At 71.6% G+C, this 18,107-nt stretch carries 18 protein-coding genes; 10 read left to right on the top strand and 8 right to left on the bottom strand.

Annotated elements, in window-relative coordinates; translation table 11 throughout:
* The first annotated feature begins 14 nt into the window (after nt 1-14).
* The 7 genes from AB0K21_RS27910 (at nt 15) to AB0K21_RS27880 (ending at nt 8,542) form a co-directional block, all read left to right on the top strand.
* Nucleotides 15-686 carry an iron-containing redox enzyme family protein gene (locus tag AB0K21_RS27910; protein WP_364154549.1) on the top strand — a complete coding sequence of 224 codons (672 nt, stop codon included), beginning with the start codon at nt 15-17 and terminating at the stop codon, nt 684-686.
* Entirely contained in the window at nt 686-1,810 is a 1,125-nt protein-coding gene (locus AB0K21_RS27905; protein WP_364154592.1) for a radical SAM protein, read from the top strand. The genes AB0K21_RS27910 and AB0K21_RS27905 overlap by 1 nt, the downstream gene beginning before the upstream one ends.
* Nucleotides 1,800-1,988 (top strand): aroma-sacti cluster domain-containing protein, encoded by a 189-nt coding sequence (locus tag AB0K21_RS27900; RefSeq protein WP_343960963.1) that lies wholly within the window; start codon nt 1,800-1,802, stop codon nt 1,986-1,988. Before AB0K21_RS27905 ends, AB0K21_RS27900 begins: the two co-directional genes overlap by 11 nt.
* A 12-nt stretch (nt 1,989-2,000) precedes the next feature.
* Nucleotides 2,001-5,018, top strand: coding sequence for an adenylate/guanylate cyclase domain-containing protein (locus AB0K21_RS27895; protein ID WP_364154544.1), 3,018 nt, complete (start codon nt 2,001-2,003; stop codon nt 5,016-5,018).
* Complete coding sequence (locus AB0K21_RS27890; protein WP_364154541.1) at nt 5,015-5,851, top strand: S8 family serine peptidase; 837 nt, start codon at nt 5,015-5,017, stop codon at nt 5,849-5,851. The genes AB0K21_RS27895 and AB0K21_RS27890 overlap by 4 nt, the downstream gene beginning before the upstream one ends.
* Nucleotides 5,835-6,488, top strand: coding sequence for a GAF domain-containing protein (locus AB0K21_RS27885; RefSeq protein ID WP_343960957.1), 654 nt, complete (start codon nt 5,835-5,837; stop codon nt 6,486-6,488). Before AB0K21_RS27890 ends, AB0K21_RS27885 begins: the two co-directional genes overlap by 17 nt.
* 128 nt (nt 6,489-6,616) lie before the next feature.
* Entirely contained in the window at nt 6,617-8,542 is a 1,926-nt protein-coding gene (locus tag AB0K21_RS27880) for a BTAD domain-containing putative transcriptional regulator (RefSeq protein ID WP_343960955.1), read from the top strand.
* Nucleotides 8,543-8,906: 364 nt separating this feature from the next.
* On the opposite strand, the gene AB0K21_RS27875 is transcribed toward AB0K21_RS27880, so the two are convergent.
* Together AB0K21_RS27875 and AB0K21_RS27870 are read right to left on the bottom strand one after the other, a co-directional pair.
* Complete coding sequence (locus AB0K21_RS27875; protein ID WP_343960953.1) at nt 8,907-9,884, bottom strand: aldo/keto reductase; 978 nt, start codon at nt 9,882-9,884, stop codon at nt 8,907-8,909.
* Between the two features lie 109 nt (nt 9,885-9,993).
* Nucleotides 9,994-10,188 (bottom strand): DUF1918 domain-containing protein, encoded by a 195-nt coding sequence (locus AB0K21_RS27870; protein ID WP_343960951.1) that lies wholly within the window; start codon nt 10,186-10,188, stop codon nt 9,994-9,996.
* Between the two features lie 163 nt (nt 10,189-10,351).
* Here AB0K21_RS27870 and AB0K21_RS27865 point away from each other — a divergent pair, with 163 nt between their 5' ends.
* The 3 genes from AB0K21_RS27865 to AB0K21_RS27855 all read left to right on the top strand — a co-directional run bounded on the left by AB0K21_RS27865 (nt 10,352) and on the right by AB0K21_RS27855 (nt 12,155).
* Entirely contained in the window at nt 10,352-10,693 is a 342-nt protein-coding gene (locus AB0K21_RS27865; protein WP_343960949.1) for a metalloregulator ArsR/SmtB family transcription factor, read from the top strand.
* A 127-nt stretch (nt 10,694-10,820) separates the two neighbouring features.
* On the top strand, nt 10,821-10,949 hold the full coding sequence (locus AB0K21_RS27860) for a hypothetical protein (protein WP_343960947.1): 129 nt from the start codon (nt 10,821-10,823) through the stop codon (nt 10,947-10,949).
* A 129-nt stretch (nt 10,950-11,078) separates the two neighbouring features.
* Nucleotides 11,079-12,155, top strand: coding sequence for a TauD/TfdA family dioxygenase (locus AB0K21_RS27855; RefSeq protein WP_364154534.1), 1,077 nt, complete (start codon nt 11,079-11,081; stop codon nt 12,153-12,155).
* A 200-nt stretch (nt 12,156-12,355) separates the two neighbouring features.
* Here the strand turns inward: AB0K21_RS27855 and AB0K21_RS27850 are convergent, their stop codons facing one another.
* Genes AB0K21_RS27850 through AB0K21_RS27825 form a run of 6 tightly spaced genes read right to left on the bottom strand, consistent with a single transcriptional unit; the run spans nt 12,356 to nt 18,100 of the window.
* Entirely contained in the window at nt 12,356-12,766 is a 411-nt protein-coding gene (locus tag AB0K21_RS27850; protein ID WP_343960943.1) for a nuclear transport factor 2 family protein, read from the bottom strand.
* Nucleotides 12,748-13,200, bottom strand: coding sequence for a VOC family protein (locus tag AB0K21_RS27845; protein WP_364154530.1), 453 nt, complete (start codon nt 13,198-13,200; stop codon nt 12,748-12,750). The genes AB0K21_RS27850 and AB0K21_RS27845 overlap by 19 nt, the downstream gene beginning before the upstream one ends.
* Nucleotides 13,201-13,259: 59 nt before the next feature.
* Nucleotides 13,260-14,174 (bottom strand): ABC transporter permease, encoded by a 915-nt coding sequence (locus AB0K21_RS27840; RefSeq protein WP_343960939.1) that lies wholly within the window; start codon nt 14,172-14,174, stop codon nt 13,260-13,262.
* On the bottom strand, nt 14,171-15,403 hold the full coding sequence (locus AB0K21_RS27835; RefSeq protein WP_343960937.1) for an ABC transporter permease: 1,233 nt from the start codon (nt 15,401-15,403) through the stop codon (nt 14,171-14,173). The genes AB0K21_RS27840 and AB0K21_RS27835 overlap by 4 nt, the downstream gene beginning before the upstream one ends.
* The gene (locus AB0K21_RS27830; RefSeq protein WP_343960935.1) at nt 15,400-16,992 is read right to left on the bottom strand and encodes an ABC transporter ATP-binding protein; all 1,593 of its coding nucleotides are present in this window, start codon (nt 16,990-16,992) and stop codon (nt 15,400-15,402) included. The genes AB0K21_RS27835 and AB0K21_RS27830 overlap by 4 nt, the downstream gene beginning before the upstream one ends.
* A 1-nt stretch (nt 16,993) precedes the next feature.
* Nucleotides 16,994-18,100 (bottom strand): BMP family ABC transporter substrate-binding protein, encoded by a 1,107-nt coding sequence (locus AB0K21_RS27825; protein ID WP_343960933.1) that lies wholly within the window; start codon nt 18,098-18,100, stop codon nt 16,994-16,996.
* Nucleotides 18,101-18,107: the final 7 nt, after the last annotated feature.

Here is an 18,107-nt window from a genome sequence, read left to right as displayed (position 1 = left end):
ACGACGGGAGCCCGATGCCACCCCCCAGCGCCATCCTGCGGGCGAAGATCGACCTGGCCGGCCGCGCGCTCAGGAGCGCGGAGAGCACGCTGTGGCGCGCACCCGGTCCTCGACGGCGCTACCGCGACTACCTGTGCGCGATGCACATGGTCATCAGAGCCTCGGTACCGCTGCTGCGGGCCGCGTCGGCCAGGGCGGCGGAGCTGGGCGAGGAGGAACTGGGCGAGTACCTGGACCGGCACGCGGCCGAGGAGGCCTGTCACGACGACTGGCTGCGCGAGGACCTGGTCTCGATCGAGCCCTCGGCGGAGGAGCTGCTGCGCCGTACGCCGCCCCCGTCGGTGGCCGAACTCGTCGGAGCCCAGTACTACTGGGTGCTGCACCACCACCCCGTCGCGCTGCTCGGGTACGTCGCGGTACTGGAGGGCGAGGCGCCCTCCCCCGCCCTGCTCGAACACCTCGAACGGGGCACCGGGTACCCCCGGGCGACCTTCCGCACCCTGTGGCGGCACGCCGCGCTGGATCCGGGGCACCGCGACGGCCTGGACCGGATGCTCGACGGCCTGCGGCCGACGCGCGAGCAGCAGGCCGCCGTCGGCACCAGCGCCCTGCACACCGTGCGCGCCGCGGCCGCGCTCCTGCGCGAGCTGGCCGGGGAACCTCCGGAGGTGCTCCCGTGCACCTGATGGACATCCTGGCGCTGCGCCCGGTACCCGCCGCCGCGGTGCTCATGGCGATCACCCGGCGGTGCCCGCTGCGCTGCGGCCACTGCTCGACCGGCTCGCTGCCCGGCTCCGAGGAGCACCCCGGGGAGATCTTCCAGCGGTTCGCCGGGACGTTCACCCCGGCGAACCGGCCGGAGCTGGTCATGCTCACCGGGGGCGAGCCGCTGCTCCGGCCCCGTCTGGCCCGTTCCCTGGCCGAGACCGCCGCCCGCAGCGGCGCCCGCACGATGATCCTGTCGGGCATGTTCTTCGCGCCCCGGATTCCCGCCGCGATCGCCGGGGCGATCGAGGCGGCCGACCACTTCTCCGCCAGCCTGGACGCCTTCCACGAGGAGGAGGTGCCCAGGAGGAACGTCTTCGCGGTCATGCGGGCGCTGCTGGCGCGGGGCAAGGACCTCAGCTTCCATCTCACCGGGAGCGGGCCTGACGACCCCTACCTGCGCGACGTCACCGCGGAGATCCGGCGGGAGTTCCACGACCGGATCCCGATGCTGGTGGGGCGCGTGCGGCCGGTCGGCCGGGCCCGTGCCGGCGCGCCCGTGCCCCTCCCCGTACCGGGCGGGGGCAGCGCGGCGGGCGAGAGCGCCGCGCCCGGCGCGGAGACCGGGACCGCACCGGCCGCCGGGAGCGCCGGAACCGTGGCGGGCTCCGGGGCCGCGCCCGCGCTGCCGTGCGCGATGGCCGCCTGGCCGACCGTCGGGTTCGACGGGACGATCACCGCGTGCTGCAACCAGGACGTCGTCGACCACCGTCCCGTCCCCGGCCACCTGCGCCTGGGGCACGCGGGTGCCGACGACTGGAGCACGGTCAGGGAGCGCTGCCTGACCTCCGGCACGCTGCGCGCCCTGAGAACGTACGGCCCGCTCCGGCTGGCCGGCGCCCCGCCGGGCCGGGGGTACTGCGAGACCTGCCGAAAGCTGGAGACCACCCCTCCCCCGCACACGCCCGCCGCCGCCTTCCTGGAGCGGCAGGTCCGGGACATGCAGCTGGCCGGCGGCGGGGTGGGCTTCGCCGGGAGGTACGGCTGCCCGCCCTACGGCGACCTCGTCTCACTCGGCCACCCCTGGAGGAAACATGACCTTTGACCCCCTCGACGAGCTGGCTCGGGCGGGAATCGACCTCACCCTCGCCGGCCCCGAGCAGCGCGAGGTCGTCCGGTCGCTGAGCGAGGCCGAGGTCGCGCTCCTGGTCTCCATCCACGGGCAGCTGCGAGAGGGCTCTCCCGAGGTCGAGGCCCACATCGTCGGCGGACTCCTGTTCTGATCGGGGATGATCATGCGATGCCCGTCCTGCCTGGCCGAGACGCCGGGGCACCCCCGGTTCTGCCCGTCGTGCGGCACGCACCTCGCCGCGCCGGCGCCGGTGGAGGTACGCAAGATCGTCACAGTGGTCTTCTGCGACCTGGCCGAGTCCACCGCGCTGAGCGAGCGCCTCGACCCCGAGTCCCTGCGCGCGGTCCTGATCCGCTACTTCGCGCTCATGCGCGACCAGCTCGCCTGGCACGGCGGCACGGTGGAGAAGTTCATCGGCGACGCCGTCATGGCCGTCTTCGGCGTACCGGAGCTGCACGAGGACGACGCGCTGCGCGCCGCCCGGGCCGCGCTGGACATGCGGGCGGCGCTCGAACGGCTCAACGACGACCTCGACCACGATCTCGGGATCCGGCTCAGGGTCCGGATCGGCGTCAACACCGGCGAGGTCGTCACCTCCGGCCTCGCCCGCGGTGATCAGGCCCTCGTCGCGGGCGAGACGGTGAACGCCGCCGCCCGTCTCCAGCAGCTCGCCCGGCCCGGAGAGATCCTGCTCGGGCCCGAGACCTGGCGCCTGGTCGGCCCCTCCGCCGTGGGCACCGCGGCCGGCCCCCTGATGCTGCGCGGCAAGCGGCATCCGGTCACCGCGTGGCGGCTGGTCTCGATGCGCTCCGACGACCCGGCCGTGATCCGGCGGTTCGACATCCCGTTCGTCGACAGGCAGGAACCGCTGCGCGAGCTGGACCGGGCCCTGGACGGGATCATCAGGCACCGCCACTGCCGCATCGTGACCCTGCACGGCGAGGCGGGGGTGGGCAAGACCCGGCTGGCACGTCTGTGGGCGGAGCGCGCGGGGCAGCGGGGCGTCCTCGTCGGTTCCGGCCGCTGCCGCCCGTACGGCGCGGGCGGCACGCTGCTCGGGGTGGCGGACGCGGTGCGCGAGCTGGTGACCGTGGGCACGCCCGACCCGCGGGCCCTCGCCGTGCTCCGCGACGGCCTGCTGAAGGACGGCACGCCCAACCCCTCGCACCAGGAGACCTCCTGGGCGCTGCGCAGCGTCCTGGAGGGACTCGGACGCTCCACGTACGTGCTGATCGTGCTGGACGACGTGCAGTGGGCGGGCGGCCCGGTCTTCGACACCCTCGGCCATCTGGCCGAGGAGCTGAGTGAGGCGGCGGTGATGGTGCTCTGCGTGACGCGCTCCGACCTGTTCGACCGCATGCCCGGCTGGCAGGTCGCCTCCCGGCTGGCGCTGCCCCGGCTCGGCCCGGCCGACTCCCGGCTCCTGGCCTCCGGGCTGGCCGAGGTGACGCCGCACGACGACGCCCTGCTCGACCGGATCGCCGACCGCTCCGAGGGCAACCCCCTGTATCTGGAGCAACTGGTGGCCATGCTCGGCGACGGCGGGGAGCCGCACGGCCTGCCGCTGACCGTGCACGCTCTCATCGCGGCCCGCGTCGACAGGCTCGGTCCCGCGGCCAGGGAGGTGCTGGAGTGCGCCGCGGTGGTCGGCAGGGAGTTCACCGCCGGGGAGCTGCGGGCCGTCTCGGGAACCGGCGAGCCCGGCGCTCCGCTGGAGGAGCTCCGGCGCAAGTCCTTCGTCGAGCATCGTACGGAGGCGACGTTCCGGTTCACCAGCGGCCTCATCCAGGAGGTCGTCTACGGCGGCATGGCCAAACGGCGGCGGGCCGAGCTGCACGAGCGGTTCGCCGGCTGGCTGGCCGCCGGAGACGGCGGGGACGAGGCGGTCGGCACGCACCTGGAGCAGGCGTACCGGCACCGCACCGACCTCGGCCCTCCCGGCGAGCACACCGCGCGGCTGCGCGACGGGGCGGCGGCCCGGCTGTCGGAGGCCGGCACCCTCGCGCTGCGCAGAAGCGACCTGTCCAGGGCGGAGAACCTGCTCAGCAGGGGGGCCGCGCTGCTGGGGCCGGCCCACCCCGGCTGGCCGCGGATCAGCGGGCGCGTCGCGGAGGCCCGGATCACCCTGGGTGACGTCGAGCGGGGGCGGCTGCTGCTCACCGAGGTGCTGGAGCGCGCGACCGGTGACGCGGACGCGGTGGTGGCCGCCCACGCCTCGCTCTATCTGAGCCACTTCGACCCGGCAGGCTCCTCCGAGGTCGCGCGCCGTGCCATACCGGTCTTCGAGGCCGCCGCCGACGACCTCGGGCTGGCCAGGGCCTGGACCGTGGTCGCCCAGGAGGCGCAGGGGCGCGGCAGGTTCGCCGAGACCAGACAGATGTTGCAGCGTGCCCTGGAGTACGCCACGCGGTCCGGCGCCGAACTGGAGCGCGCCACCATCCTGGGCAACCTGGCGGCCTCCCTCTGGCTGGGCCCGGAACCGGCGCCCGTCGCCATCTCCAGATGCCGTGACCTGCTGGCCGCGCACGGCAGGGACCGGGGGATCGTACGCGCCGTCGTCGGCTGTCCCCTGGCCGTCCTGCTGGCCACGCGGGGAGGCTTCGACGAGGCCAGGACCACCCTCGCGACGGCCGGGCGTTCCCTCGCCGACCTGCGGCACGCCTACGCCGACGCCTTCATGCCGATCTTCTCCGCGGCCGTCGAATCGCTGGCCGGGCGCTGGGACCTCGCCGAGGACCTGCTCCGCCAGGCATGCGCCAGGGCCAGGGCGCTCGGCGACACCCAGCTCCTGGTCACCGCCTCGCGTGACCTGGCCGGCACGCTGCTGCGCCGGGGAGACCTGGCCGGGGCCGAGCTGTGGGCGGGCGCGGCCCTGGAGGGCTCGCCCCTGGACGCCCCGATGAACACGGCCGAACTGCACGCGATCCGGGCCGAGGTGCTCGCCGCCCGGGGCGCCGCGGAGCCCTGCCGGGAGCTCATGGACCTGGCCGTGCACGAAGCCGGCGGCACCGACTCCCCCGTCTGCCGCGCCACGGTGCTGCTCGGCAACGCCCGCGGCCTCGCCGCCCTGGGCGCCCACCGGGAGAGCGAGGCAGCGGCGCGCGGCGCGATGGCCGAGTTCGCGGCCAAGGGGCACCTGGTCGGCAGGGGATGGGCGCTGGCGCTGGCGGGCCGGCGATGACCGCCCACCCCGAGCTCACCTGGCGGCTCGGCGCCGAGGACGACCTCGCCGACATCACCGTGTCCGCCGCGGGCAACGCGGCCGTCACCCCGGAGTGGGCGTGGCAGGGCGCCACCGGGCGCGGGGTACGGGTCTGCGTGGTGGACAGCGGGGTCGACCGCGACCACCCGCTGCTCGCCCCGGTGCAGGCGACCCACGCCGTGGTGACGGGCCCGGGCGGTAAGGCCGTCGTGCGGGAGAGCGACGCCGCCGACACCTGCGGGCACGGAACGGCGTGCGCCGGGATCATCCGCTCGATCGCGCCCGAGTGCGAGCTGCACAGCGTCCAGGTGCTGGGAGCGGGCTTCTCGGGAACCGGTGACGCCTTCGTCACCGGGCTCCGCTGGGCCATCGAGCAGGGCTTCGACGTGGTGAGCCTGAGCCTGTCGACCAGCAGGAGGCACCTGGCCGAACCGCTGCGCGAGCTCGGTGACCTCGCCTACTTCCGCCGTACGGTGCTCGTGGCGTCCGCGCACAACCTGCCGGTGGAGAGCTTCCCCTGGCGGTTCTCCTCGGTGATCTCCGTGGGAAGCCACGCCGGGGCCGATCCCGGGCTGATCCTGTACAACCCTCGCCCGCCCGTGGAGTTCTTCGCCCACGGATCCGACGTGGAGGTGGCCTGGCCCGGCGGCGGACGCACCCGGTGCACCGGGAACAGCTTCGCGACCCCTCATGTCGCGGCCCACTGCGCGCTGATCCTGAGCAAGCACCCCGGGCTGACGCCCTTCCAGGTGAAGACCGTCCTGTACCTGACCGCGCAGAATGTGAGGAAGCTCGATGATGGTGAACGGTGAGATGATCGCGGCCGTCTCGGCGGCGGTCGCCGGCTCGGAGGCGGAACACCGCCTCCTGCTCCAGTCGATCGTCGACACCGCACGCGTGATCTTCGGGGCCAAGGCGAGCTCGATCTTCCTGGTGAACGAGGAGCATGGGGACCTCGTCTTCGAGGCGGTCTCCGGCGAGGGCGAGAAGGTGCTCGTCGGACGGCGCTTTCCCGCCACGCGGGGTATCGCGGGGTGGGTGCTGAGCGCCGGGGACGCGCTGATCGTCGACGACCTGTCGACGAGCACGGTGTTCGCCCGCGACATCGCCGAGTCGACCGCGTACGTGCCGGGCGGGCTCATGGCGGTGCCGCTCGTCCACGACGACGAGGCGCTGGGCGTGCTGGAGGTGCTCGACCCTCACCCGCAGGCGCGGGCGGCCATCGACGAGCTGGCCCTGCTGACGCTCTTCGCCGCGCAGGCGTCGGCGGCGCTGCGGATCGTGCAGCGCAACCGCCACGCCCTGCGGGTGCTGGAAGGCACCGGGTCGGAGTTCGGCGACCTGGTGTCCATCGTCTCCGCGCTCGCGGGCGGGACCGAGGAAAGACGGCGGGCCGGGCTGCGGCTGCTCGGTTCACTTCACGAGCTCCTGGTTGACAATCAGAGCTGACTACTTCAGGCAGAAATCACCGGTTTACTAATAGATAAGCGCATATATCATGACAATTCTGTGAGCCCGCCTCCGCATAACCCGGTCAGATTTCCGTAGCCGCCTGGACAGCCAATGGAGAATCCCCCGTGGGTGCAACCGTAGTGCGCGAGAAGGCGGAGGCGGGAGAGACCACCTTCGCCGTGCTCGGCCCTCTTGAGGCCCGCCGCGACGGCGGCCTGGTCCCGCTCGGGCCCTTCAAGCAGCGCGTGCTCCTGTCCCTGCTGCTCTGCCACGCCAACAGGATCGTCCCGGTGGACCAGCTCAGCACCGCGGCGTGGAGCGAGGAGCCCCCCAGGACCGCGCTGAAGAACGTCCAGGTCTACGTGTCCGCGCTGCGCAAGAACGTGCTCGGGGAGGCCGACCGCGACCGGCTGGCCTACCGTCCTCCCGGCTACCAGCTACGGCTCGGTCCCCAGCAGCTCGACGTCCTCCTCTATGAGACCCTGGCCCGCAGGGGCCGCCAGCACCTGCGCGACCGCGAGATCACCAAGGCGGTGGGCCCGCTCCATGAGGCTCTGCGACTCTGGCGGGGCGACCCCCTGCCCGACATGGCGCACGTACCGCTGATCAGCGACGAGCTCTCCCGGCTGCGCAGCGAGCGCATGTCGGTCTACGAGGACTGGGCCGAGGCGGAGCTCAGCCTCGGACACCACACCCACATCATCGGCTCCCTGGAGGAGAACGTCCGGCGCCACCCGCTCAGGGAGCGGCTGCGCAGCACGCAGATGATCGCGCTGTTCCGCTGCGGGCGGCAGTCGGAGGCCCTGGCGCAGTACGAGGACATGCGTCAGACGCTGGCCCGGGAACTCGGCCTCCAGCCCAGCCCGGTCCTCGAACGGCTCTACCGGGCGATCCTCGCGGGTGACCCGTCCCTGGACGGCCCGTCGGCCGGGGGCCCGCCACACCTCGGCGGCGCGACCGTGATCAGGCCGCACCCCACCGCGGGCCACGGCCAGGAGGTGATCGCCCACCTCAGCCAGCTCCCCCGCGACCTGGCCGACTTCACCGGCCGCCGCGAGAGTGTCCAGGACATCCTCGACGTCTTCCGTACCCGCCGGCACAGCCCGCCGGTGGTGATCTCCGGCCCGGCCGGAGCGGGCAAGACCGCGCTGGCCGTGCACTCCGCCCACCTGCTGCGCGAGCGCTTCCGCGACGGGCAGCTCTTCGTACGGCTGCGCACGGCGGGCGGCCGGGAGCGCTCGATTCCCGACGTGCTGGCCGAGATCCTGCGTACCTGCGGCTTCGAGGGCGACCCTCCGCGCCGGGCCGGCGAGCGGGTCGCCGCCTGCCGGGCCTGGCTGGCCGAGCGCAGCATCCTGCTGATCTTCGACGAGGCGTCCACCGCGGCGCAGATACGGCCCCTGCTCCCCGGTACCGGGGACAACGGAGTGCTGATCACGAGCAGGAGGAGACTGAGCGCCCTGGAGTCGGCGCACCACGTGGCGCTGGAGACCTTCACCCCCGCGGAAGGCGTCGAGTTGCTACGGCGGACCGCCGGTGCCGAACGCGTCGACGCCGACCCCGCGGCCGCCCTGCGGGTGGTCGGCACCTGCGCCAACCTTCCGCTCGCCGTCCGCATCGCCGGGGCGCGGCTGGCCGCCCACCGGCACGTCAGGCTCTCCCTGTTCGCCGACCGCCTCGCCGACGAGCACTCGCTGCTGGACGAGCTGTCGGTGGACGACCTGTCACTGCGCACCTGCGCGGCCACCTACGAGCGCGACCTCGGCCCCGAACTGTGGACCTCGCTGCGGCGCCTGGGCGCGCTGCCGAGCGGCGAGTTCACCGCCGACGATCTGGCCGCACTGCTCGACTCGGACGTGCGGCTGGCCGCCGACGTCGCCGACAGGCTCGCCGAGGCCCACGTGGTCACCGCGGAGCCCAGACCCTCCCCGGTCTATCTGATCGCCGACTGGCTGCGCCTGTACGCGCGGGAGCGGCTGCAGCGGGAGGAGTCGGCACCCCAGCGCACCGCGGCCGGGGAGCGGCTACGCCGGGCCCGCGCCCGCGCGTAGCCCGGCACGGCGCCCGCCCCGCCAAGCGCGTCATACGATGAATGGGCGGATAAAAGGACTTCCCCTATTTTGCCTAACGGACCATCGGCGAACTCCCCGGCCAGAGAAAGGGAATTCATCCGGCGGCCAAAAACCCCGGCCACTCCCTCCCGAATTCCACTTTTCCGGCTAACCCGATATCTCCCGGCGGCCCCCGATACGGCCACGCATAACCGGCCGATTTACAGATCCACAAAAACCTGCCGACGAGGGCGGGGTCCCGGTGGCACCCGGCCCTCGTCATCCACGGTGGCTCACCGGCGCCGGTGGACCTCCAAGGAGCGCCGGATCCAGGAGACCACCACCGGCACCCTCCCACGGCGGCTCACCAGCGCTGGTGGACCTGGGAGCGGATCAGCTCGTCATAGATCTCCCGCACACCCTGGAGAGTGGCCTCGGGCAGCGCGTCGAACGCGGCGGCGGCCGCGTTGGCACGGGCCTGGGCGGGGTTGCGCGCACCGGGGATGACCACGGAGACGCCGGGCTGGTCGATGATCCAGCGCAGCGCGAACTGCGCCATGGTGATCTGGGGCGGCACCAGCGGGGCCAGGCGGCGCACCGCCTCCAGGCCGGTGGCGTAGTCGACCCCGGAGAAGGTCTCGCCGACGTCGAAGGACTCGCCGTGCCGGTTGAAGGTGCGGTGGTCGTCGGCGGCGAAGACCGTGGACTCGTCGTACCTGCCGGACAGCAGGCCGCTGGCCAGCGGAACGCGGGCGATGATGCCGACCCCGGCCGCGGCCGCCGCCGGGAGCACCTTCTCCAGCGGCTTGAGCCGGAAGGCGTTGAGGATGATCTGAACGGTGGCCACGTTCGGCCGGGCGATCGCGGTCAGCGCCTCCTCGCAGGTCTCCACGCTCACCCCGTAGGCGGCCACGCGGCCCTCGGCCACGATGGTGTCGAGGGCGTCGAAGACCTCGTCCGAGGAGTAGACCGGGGTGGGCGGGCAGTGCAACTGCACCAGGTCGAGGGTGTCGACGCCGAGGTTGGCCCGGGAGCGGTCGGTCCAGGCCCGGAAGTTGTCCAGGGTGTAGGCGGACGGCTCCTGGACGACACGGCGGCCCATCTTGGTGGCCACGGTCAGCCCGGGCCTGTCCTTGATCAACTGCGAGACGATCTGCTCGCTCCGTCCGTCGCCGTACACGTCGGCGGTGTCGACGAAGGTGACCCCGGCGTCCACCGCCGCGTTGAGGGTGGCCAGTGCCTCGTCCTCGCCGACCTCACCCCAGTCGGCCCCCAACTGCCACGCGCCGAGTCCTACGACGCCGATCCGCCTGCCGGTTCTACCCAATTCACGCTGCTGCACATCAGCGATCGTAGTCCGCGCGACGCGATGGCATCGCCGGTGTCCGGGGCGGAGCGGCCCCGGCCGCCCCGCCATGGGTAATTCTCACCAAACGGGCTTGAGACGCCGCCTACTCCGGCGTCTTCGACACCACATGGGCGTCAGGCCCAGGAAAGACGAGGCTCTCGTGCTGGTCGTCCTCCCAGCGGACCAGGTAGGGCGGGCTTCCGTCCTGGTGATGGAGTTCGACGATGAACCCGACCTTGCGGGGGTCGCCGCTGTGGGTTCCCTCCACGATCAGCTTGTCACCTATGGTTGCCTTCACTGTGGCCTCCTGGATCACAGGTGCCGGTTCTCCGGGCATCCCTCTCCTCCCATGGCATCATCCCGTGGCGCATACGTCCAGGTGGGAGGCATATCGAGGCGGCCGAACGGTTCGGTCCGCCGTGGAATTCCCCCATCTTGGCCGACACTGGGATAGTGAGGCCATGCACGCACTCGACGTTCTCGGTGACCCCGTCCGGCGCCGGATCCTGGAGTTGCTCGCCGACGGCGAGCGGGCGGCCGGCGAGATCGGCGCCGTGGTGCAGGAGGAGTTCGGGATCTCCCAGCCCGGCGTCTCGCAGCACCTGCGCGTGCTGCGGGACAACGGGTTCGCGACCGTGCGCGCCCAGGGAACGCGGCGCCTGTACGCCGTCGACCCCACCCCGCTGCGGGAGGTGGACATGTGGCTCGACCGCTACCGGCACTTCTGGACCCAGCGCCTCGACGCGCTGGGCACCGAGATCACCCGGGGAAAGCGGGAGCGCCGCGCCGGAGAGGCCCGCTGAGGCCGTCCCCGCCCGGAGGGCCGCAGGAGTACACAGGCGTAACGGAGGGCGAGATGACATCTCTATTGACGGAACCTTTGGGACCGGTCTAGCGTGGCGGGAGAACCACCAGCCGCAGGAGAGAACCATGACCCAGGTAGCCGCGCCAGGCTTCGGGTCCAGCCTGCCCTGCCCCAGGGATCCGATGCGGATCCGCCCGCCGCGCAAGGGCCTGCGCCCAGGTACCGCCGCCGGGGATCCGCAGACCCCCTTCTGACCCTGGCGTCGCGGCGGGCTCCGCCGCACGACCGGTTCGTGCGGCCTCTCCCGTCGCGTTCCCGCCCGGATCACGTGTACCGCCCCGGCGAGCACTTTCTGAGACGACCCCGAGCACTCGGAGCGCATCATGACCACAGACCTTTCCTCATCCCCCATCACCGGTCCCTCCGCCTGGCGCGGTGACGAGCTGGCCGGATCGACCGAGTGGATCTACCTGCTCAGCGACGCCGAGCGCGAGGAGCTGGAGACCCTGGGCCGCCGGTTCGTCGAGGACGACCCCGACCTGCGCAAGGTGACCGCGGAGAGCTACCCGCTCGTCGCCGCGCGCGACATGATCGAGGAGTGCGCGCGGCAGATGGACGCCGGACGCGGCTTCATCCTGGTCCGCGGCCTGCGCACCGACGAGTACGGCGACACGCTGTCCGGCGCGATCTTCTTCCTGATGGGCCTGCACCTCGGCACGCCGATGGAGCAGAACCAGCTCGGCAACGTGCTCGACCACGTCATCGCGACCTCCAACAAGACGCTCGACGACCCCGGAGCGCTGCCGTCGCGGGTGCGCGACCGGCTGCCCTTCCACTCCGACAGCTCCGACGTGGTGGCGCTGATGTGCCTGCGCGCGTCCAAGGAGGGCGGCTCCAGCAGCCTGGTGAGCGGCACGACGATCTACAACGAGATCCTGCGCCGCCGCCCCGACCTCGCTCCCCTGCTGTTCGAGCCCTGGCACTGGGACTGGCGGGGCCAGGACCCCGACGCCCTCTCGAACACCTACATCTCCCCGATCTGCAGCTACGTCGACGGGATCTTCAGCACCTACGCCGGCAGCACGATGATCTTCTCCGCCCAGAAGTACCCCGGCGTGCCGAAGCTCACCGACGCGCAGATCGAGCTGCTGCACCTCTACGACGAGATCAGCCAGGAGCAGGGGCTCCCGATCGACATGGACTTCCAGCCCGGCGACGTCCAGTGGCTGCTGAACTACGCCGCCCTGCACTCGCGGACCAGCTACGTCGACTGGCCCGAGCCGGAGCGCCGCCGGCACCTGCTGCGCCTGTGGCTCAAGCGCGACGTGGGCCGTCCGCTCGTGGAGGGGTTCGGCAAGAACGTCGTGAAGGCGAGGGATGAGGAGGACAAGAAGCCGCTGCCGGGCGGCAGCTTCCGCATCGCCGAGGCGGTCGTGCCCAACCAGGACTGGGGCAACTGACCCGCACCACACAGAAGAGACGGCCGGTGGGATTCCTCCCACCGGCCGTCTCGCGTTCGGCGCCCTTGCCGAGGCCCAGAAAGCCCTCAGGGGGCCGTTGAGCATCCGTTCCGGCTCCAACGGCCCCCTGCCGCCCACCAAACCGTCACGGGCGATTTAGGAACGTTTGTAGGCTTGATCGACTTAAAGGGCGTTTAGGGTCAGGCGTCGAGTTGTCGTCGTACCTCGCCGCTGTCCCAGTAGTCGGTGCGGTGCGCGATCAGGCCGTCGGCGTCGACCCGGAACCTGAACACCCCGCGCACCGCCACCGGCCTGCCGCCCGCCGAAGCCAGCCGGAACGACATCCGGTAGGCGAGCGACGCCCGGTCCCCCTCGACGAGGAGGTCCTCGACCTCGTAGCGCAGGTCCACGAAGTCGGCCAGGAAGCCGGTGAGGTTGGCGCGGTAGCCGTGCCTGCCGGTCACGCTCCGCCCCAGCGCCGAGGTGTGCTCGTTGACGAAGTCCTCGCTCACGCAGGCCGCGATCGCGTCGGCGTCGTGCGCGTTGAGCGCCTCGACGTACCGTGCGACCGCGGCCCGGGTGAGCTGTCCGCTCAGGAGGGGTCCGCCCACAGCTTGCGCACCGTGTTGAAGACCTGCTGGTTGTGGGAGATCTCGATGACGTTGCCGTCCGGGTCCTTCAGCGCGCAGATGTAGCCGACCGGGTCGGGCATGTCGCGCGGCTCCCAGTGCAGGCAGCCCAGCTCGCGCGCCCGCTCGGCGATGCCGTCCACGTCGGTGCGCTCGGGCACCTCGATGCCGATGTGCGCGAACGGCGTCAGCAGCCCCAGTTGCCCGCCCTTGTCCTTGTTGAACGAGACGAGCACCAGGACCATCGGGGTCTCCACCTGCTTGTCGTTGGAGAGCCAGGCGCTCTCACCGTCGGCGTCGCGGAAACGCTCGACGACCACCAGCGGCGTCAGCGAGGTGTAGAACTCGATCGCCTTGTCGAGGTCGCCGGTGGGCAGCGCGACATGCGTCCATCTCGCCTGGGTCAGATCACTCATTGATTCCTCCAAATATCGTGCGTTTCACTGCGGATGGTCATCGAGGCTCGGCCCACTCGTCAGGTGGACCCCCGTTCGAAGGGTTGGCCGAGCGCCCTGGGTTCACGGTTCTGGTTCGCGAACAGCAGCATCGCCAGCAGCGCGAGCAGGTACGGCGCCACCACGAGCAGCTGCGAGTTCATCGTCAGGCCCAGCGCGGGCAGCGCCAGGCGCATGGCGTCGGCCAGGCCGAAGAGCGCGCAGCCGATCAGGGTCCGCCGCAGCCGCCAGGCACCGAAGATCACCGCCGCGATGACGATGTACCCGCGCCCGGCGGTCATGTTCTGGTTGAACGAGCCGACCTCGCCGACCGCCAGGTACGCGCCCCCAAGCCCGGCCAGCGCGCCGCACCACAGCAGCGCCTGGCGGCGGCGCAGGTTGACCCGGATACCGGTGACGTCGGCCGCCTGGGGCTGCTCACCGACCGCTCGCAGCTCCAGGCCCCACCTGCTGCGCTCCACCAGCCACCAGGTCAGCGGGACGAGGACGATCAGCAGGTAGACCGGCCAGCGCTCGACGAACAGCGGGTGGCCGATCAGCGGGATGTCGCGCAGCCAGGGAATGCTGACCTGCGACACCTGGTGCGACTCGAACGAACTGATCGTGATCAGGTAACTGGTCAGCCCGAGCACGAGGGCGTTGAGCACCAGGCCGACCACAAAGGTGTTGATCTCCAGCCGGTGCGAGAGGTTGCCGTGCACGAACCCGATCACGAGTCCGATCAGCACACCCGCGACCAGCCCGGTGGTGGCACTGCCGGTGGCGCTGGCCGTGGCGACCGAGCCGAACGCGGCGCCCAGCATCATCGCCTCGACGGAGATGTTCATGGCGCCGGCCCGCTCGGCGAGGTACTCCCCGCACGCCGCGAAGGCCAGTGGAACGGTGAGCCTGATCCCGCTGGACAGGATGGTGGAGATGTCGTCTACGCCGATCACAGCGCGGCCCCCTCTGCGACGGGCGCGGGCCGGGGCTCGGCGCGCGCGGTACGGACGCCGGCCCTGCGCCGCCGGATCATGGCGACGATGACGGGCGGGGCGACGAAGGCCAGCACCAGCAGGGCCTTGACCACGTCCACGAGGAACGGGGGCACACCGGTCGCGGCGAGGAAGCCGCCGCCGGAGCGCAGCACGCCGAAGAGCAGGGCGACGGGCACGGTCAGCAGCGGCCGGTTACGCGCGACCAGGGCCACCAGCATGCCGTCCCAGCCGATGTTCATCGCGATGCCCGGCTGAAGCCGGTTGACTCCCACCGGGCTGGTCAGCAGCACTGCCCCGGCCAGGCCGGCGAAGGCACCGGAGATGGCCAGCGCCATACCGCCCAGCGCGTTGACGCGCACCCCCGCGTGCTTGGCGGCGAGCGGGTTGAGGCCGAGCATGGTGAGCCGGAACCCCCACCGGGTGCGGGCCAACGCCACCGCGACCACCACGGCGCCGACCAGCGCCAGCAGCAGGCCCCCGTTGACCTGAAGGTTGGGGTACTCACCGGCCGAGCCGAGCAGCGCGCCGGCCGGCAGCGGATTGGACTGCGGTGAGACGATGGCATCCCCGACCCGCGACTCCTGCAGCAGCCACGGCGTGTTCACCGCGAACGCGACGACCTGCTGGGCGATGAAGATCATCAGGAGCGTGCTGACCACGATGTTGACGCCGCGGATCCGGTACATCAGCGCGCTGAGGGCCGCCCAGGCACCGCCCGCCAGCGAGGCGGCCAGCAGGACGATCACCAGCAGCACCGGGCCCGGGACCGCCAGGCGCAGGCCGACCCAGGCCCCGAAGAGGGCGCCGATCAGCACCTGGCCCTCCTGGCCGATGTTGAACGTGCCCGACCGGGCGCTGACACAGGCGCCCACGGCGACCAGCAACAGCGGTGCCGCGTACAGCAGCGTGGAGGTCCAGGCCGTCCAGTTGGCCATGCTGCCCTCGAAAAGGGCCTGCACCGACGCCAGGGGAGATCCCCCGGTGACGGCGATCAACAGTGACGACAGGGAGAGCGCCACGAGTACGCCCACGGCGGTCGCCAGGCCGATCTGCCAGCCACCCGCACTCGGGGTGAGGAAGGCCAGCAGGCGACGCCCGGAGGTGTCGTCCGTGCCGGGGACCGGATGGGGCTTTCGCCCCGGCTTCTGGGGGGAGTCCCGGCGGAGGTCCTCGCGGACTTCGTTCACGCGGCCACCCCGCCCACCAGCATCCCGAGCCGCTCGGCGGTGGCCTCCCCGGTGGAGAGCACACCGGTGATCTTCCCGGAGGAGATCACCGCGATCCTGGAGGAGAGCGCCATGACCTCCTCCAGTTCGGTGGATATCAGCAGCACGGCCACTCCTCCTGACGCGACGTCGCGCAATCGCCGGTACATGTCCTCGATGGCACCCACGTCCAGCCCGTGCGTGGGCTGCGCGGCGACCAGCACGAGCGGTCCCGCCGAGAGCTCGCGGGCGAGCACGACCCGCTGCTGGTTGCCGCCCGACAGGCTGCGCACCGGGGTGTCCATCGACGGGGTGACGATGTTGAACTCGGCCGCCAGGCGGCGGGCCAGCTCCTGCGTCTTCCTGCGGCTGACGAACGCGCGGCCGCTCACGGTGTTCAGCGACTTCATGACCAGGTTCTCGGCGACGCTCATGTCCAGCACCACCCCGGATGCGTGCCGGTCCTCCGGCACGATGCCGAGTCCGGCCGCGTGCAGCGCCCCCGGGCGGTTCAGGTCCACCTGCCTGCCGGAGATCTCGACAGACCCGGAGTCCGGTACGACGAGCCCGGACAGCACGTCGCCCAGGTTCGACTGGCCGTTGCCCTCGACCCCGTACAGGCCGACGATCTCGCCGGGGGCGATGTCCAGGTCGAAGTCGGACAGCACGCGCACCCCGTCGATGGTGACGGTCAGGCCGCGCAGCCGCAGTGCGGCCACCGAGGCCTCCGGGTCCTCCGCCTTCCCCGTCCCGGACTCATCCGCCTGCGGGGTCTCGACCGGCAGCAGGCCGAGCGCCGCGGCCTCGCTGCCCAGGGAGACCTCCCTGCCCACCATCTGGCGGGCCAGTTCCTGCGGCCCCGTCTCCGCGGTCGCGCTCTGGAAGACGACCTTTCCCTTGCGCAGTACGGTCACCCGGTCGGTGGCAGCGGTGATCTCCGCCAGTTTGTGGCTGATCAGGATGACCGCGCGGTTCTCCGAGCGGACCACGTGGCGCAGCACGCCGAACAGCTCGGCCGACTCCGCCTGGGTCAGCACGGACGTCGGTTCGTCGAGGATGAGCACCGACGGGTCCCGGCGCAGGCATTTGATCAGCTCGACCCGCTGCCGCTCGCCCGCGGAGAGCCGTTCGACTCTGGCCAGCGGGTCGATCGGCAGGCCGTAGCGTTGGGAGACGTCCCGCACCTGGTCGCAGGCGGCGGCCTTGTCGATCTTCCCGGTGTCCCCCAGGATGACGTTCTCCCAGACCGTCAGCGGATTGATCAGGCTGAAGTGCTGGTGCACCATGCCGATGCCGAGAGCCACGGCCTCCTGCGGGCTGCCGATGTCGACCGGCCCGTCATGGTGCAGGATGGTTCCGGCGTCCCGCTGGACGAGGCCCAGCAGGATCTTCATGAGCGTCGACTTTCCGGCCCCGTTCTCACCGAGCAGACCGTGGATCTCGCCCTGGTGCACGGCGAGATCCACGGCGTCGCAGGCGACGACCGGACCGTAGCTCTTGCTGATTCCCCGCAGCCGCAACGCGGGCGCCGATGGCGGGGTGAGCTCCCTCGCCCGTTCGTCCTCTGTCATATCAGGAACCGAGCCTCTTCACCGTCTCCGTGGTGTCGATCTTCTTGCTACCGACGTCGGCGATGAATGCCTTCAGCTTCTCGTTCTGCTCGGGGGTCCCGTTACAGATCCTGACGGTCGGGAACGGGTCGACGCCGAGCGTCCAGACCTTCTCCACGCCCATCTGCAGCTTCGCGGCGGCGAGTTCCTCCAGCGCGGCCTTGAAGTAGTCTCCGGGGCTGAAGAGCACCGAGATGTCGAACTTGGGCTTGGTGGAGTCGCACCGGTCGGTACCGGGGGTGAGGGTGAGGACCCCGTTGGCGTTGGCCAGCTCCGCCGACGCGTCGGTGGCGCCGCCCAGATAGGGGTAGATGACCTTGATACCCTGGCTGATCTGCGCCTGGGTGGCCTCCTTGGCCTTGGCCGAGTCGTTGAGGTCTCCGCTGTAGGTGGTCGTCAGCGTGGCCTCGGGAACCACCAGCCGGATGCCGGCCTTGAACGCGGCGGACGCGGTGACGGTGAAGTCGGCCTCTGGGCCGGTCACGAACCCTGCCTTGGTGTCGCCGTTGTCCTTCATGATCAGACCCGCCGCGTAACCCGCGGCCAGCATGCTCTGGTCGGCCCGGTCGGTGGAGAGCATGATCTTCGGGGTCTGCAGGATGTTGTCGGCGGACGGCACGTACCAGGCGGTCTTGGCGCACACCGGCTCCTCCGAGGCCGGGATCGCGTCCCGAAGCTCCGAGGCGCCGAGGGCCACCATGTCGACCTTCTGCTGGCAGAGCGCCCGCGCGGCGTTGAGCGCGTCACTGGTGTTGACGCTGCCGCGCTTGATGATCGTCCAGCCCTTCTCCTTGGCGAACGCCTCCGCCGTGTCGACGAAGCTCTGGTAGTAGCCCTTGTCGTTGATGTCACCCGGGCTCAGCACCCCGATGACGACCTTGCCGTCGCCGTTGATGTCCGGCTGGCCCGGCAGCACGCCGCCTTCGGTCTTCGCGCTCGCGTCGGCCGGGGCGGGGGCCGAAGCCTGGGGCGCGGTGGCGTCGTTACTCGCGCACCCGGCGAGCGCCAGCGCGCTCAGGCAGGCGGTCAGTGCGGCCGTGGCCCGGCCCCTTCGATAGTATGCGGCCATGACGATC

Origin of the sequence: Streptosporangium sp. NPDC049248 (assembly GCF_040678965.1) — a bacterium.
Classification (GTDB): Bacteria; Actinomycetota; Actinomycetes; order Streptosporangiales; family Streptosporangiaceae; genus Streptosporangium; species Streptosporangium fukuiense.
This window is presented reverse-complemented; position numbering and strand designations above follow the sequence as displayed.

Coding starts and splice junctions, on each gene's coding strand:
- AB0K21_RS27910 (WP_364154549.1), top strand. CDS start 15: ATGCCACCCCCCAGCGCCATCCTGCGGGCGAAGATCGACCTGGCCGGC.
- AB0K21_RS27905 (WP_364154592.1), top strand. CDS start 686: ATGGACATCCTGGCGCTGCGCCCGGTACCCGCCGCCGCGGTGCTCATG.
- AB0K21_RS27900 (WP_343960963.1), top strand. CDS start 1,800: ATGACCTTTGACCCCCTCGACGAGCTGGCTCGGGCGGGAATCGACCTC.
- AB0K21_RS27895 (WP_364154544.1), top strand. CDS start 2,001: ATGCGATGCCCGTCCTGCCTGGCCGAGACGCCGGGGCACCCCCGGTTC.
- AB0K21_RS27890 (WP_364154541.1), top strand. CDS start 5,015: ATGACCGCCCACCCCGAGCTCACCTGGCGGCTCGGCGCCGAGGACGAC.
- AB0K21_RS27885 (WP_343960957.1), top strand. CDS start 5,835: ATGATGGTGAACGGTGAGATGATCGCGGCCGTCTCGGCGGCGGTCGCC.
- AB0K21_RS27865 (WP_343960949.1), top strand. CDS start 10,352: ATGCACGCACTCGACGTTCTCGGTGACCCCGTCCGGCGCCGGATCCTG.
- AB0K21_RS27860 (WP_343960947.1), top strand. CDS start 10,821: ATGACCCAGGTAGCCGCGCCAGGCTTCGGGTCCAGCCTGCCCTGCCCC.
- AB0K21_RS27855 (WP_364154534.1), top strand. CDS start 11,079: ATGACCACAGACCTTTCCTCATCCCCCATCACCGGTCCCTCCGCCTGG.
- AB0K21_RS27845 (WP_364154530.1), bottom strand. CDS start 13,200: ATGAGTGATCTGACCCAGGCGAGATGGACGCATGTCGCGCTGCCCACC.
- AB0K21_RS27830 (WP_343960935.1), bottom strand. CDS start 16,992: ATGACAGAGGACGAACGGGCGAGGGAGCTCACCCCGCCATCGGCGCCC.
- AB0K21_RS27825 (WP_343960933.1), bottom strand. CDS start 18,100: ATGGCCGCATACTATCGAAGGGGCCGGGCCACGGCCGCACTGACCGCC.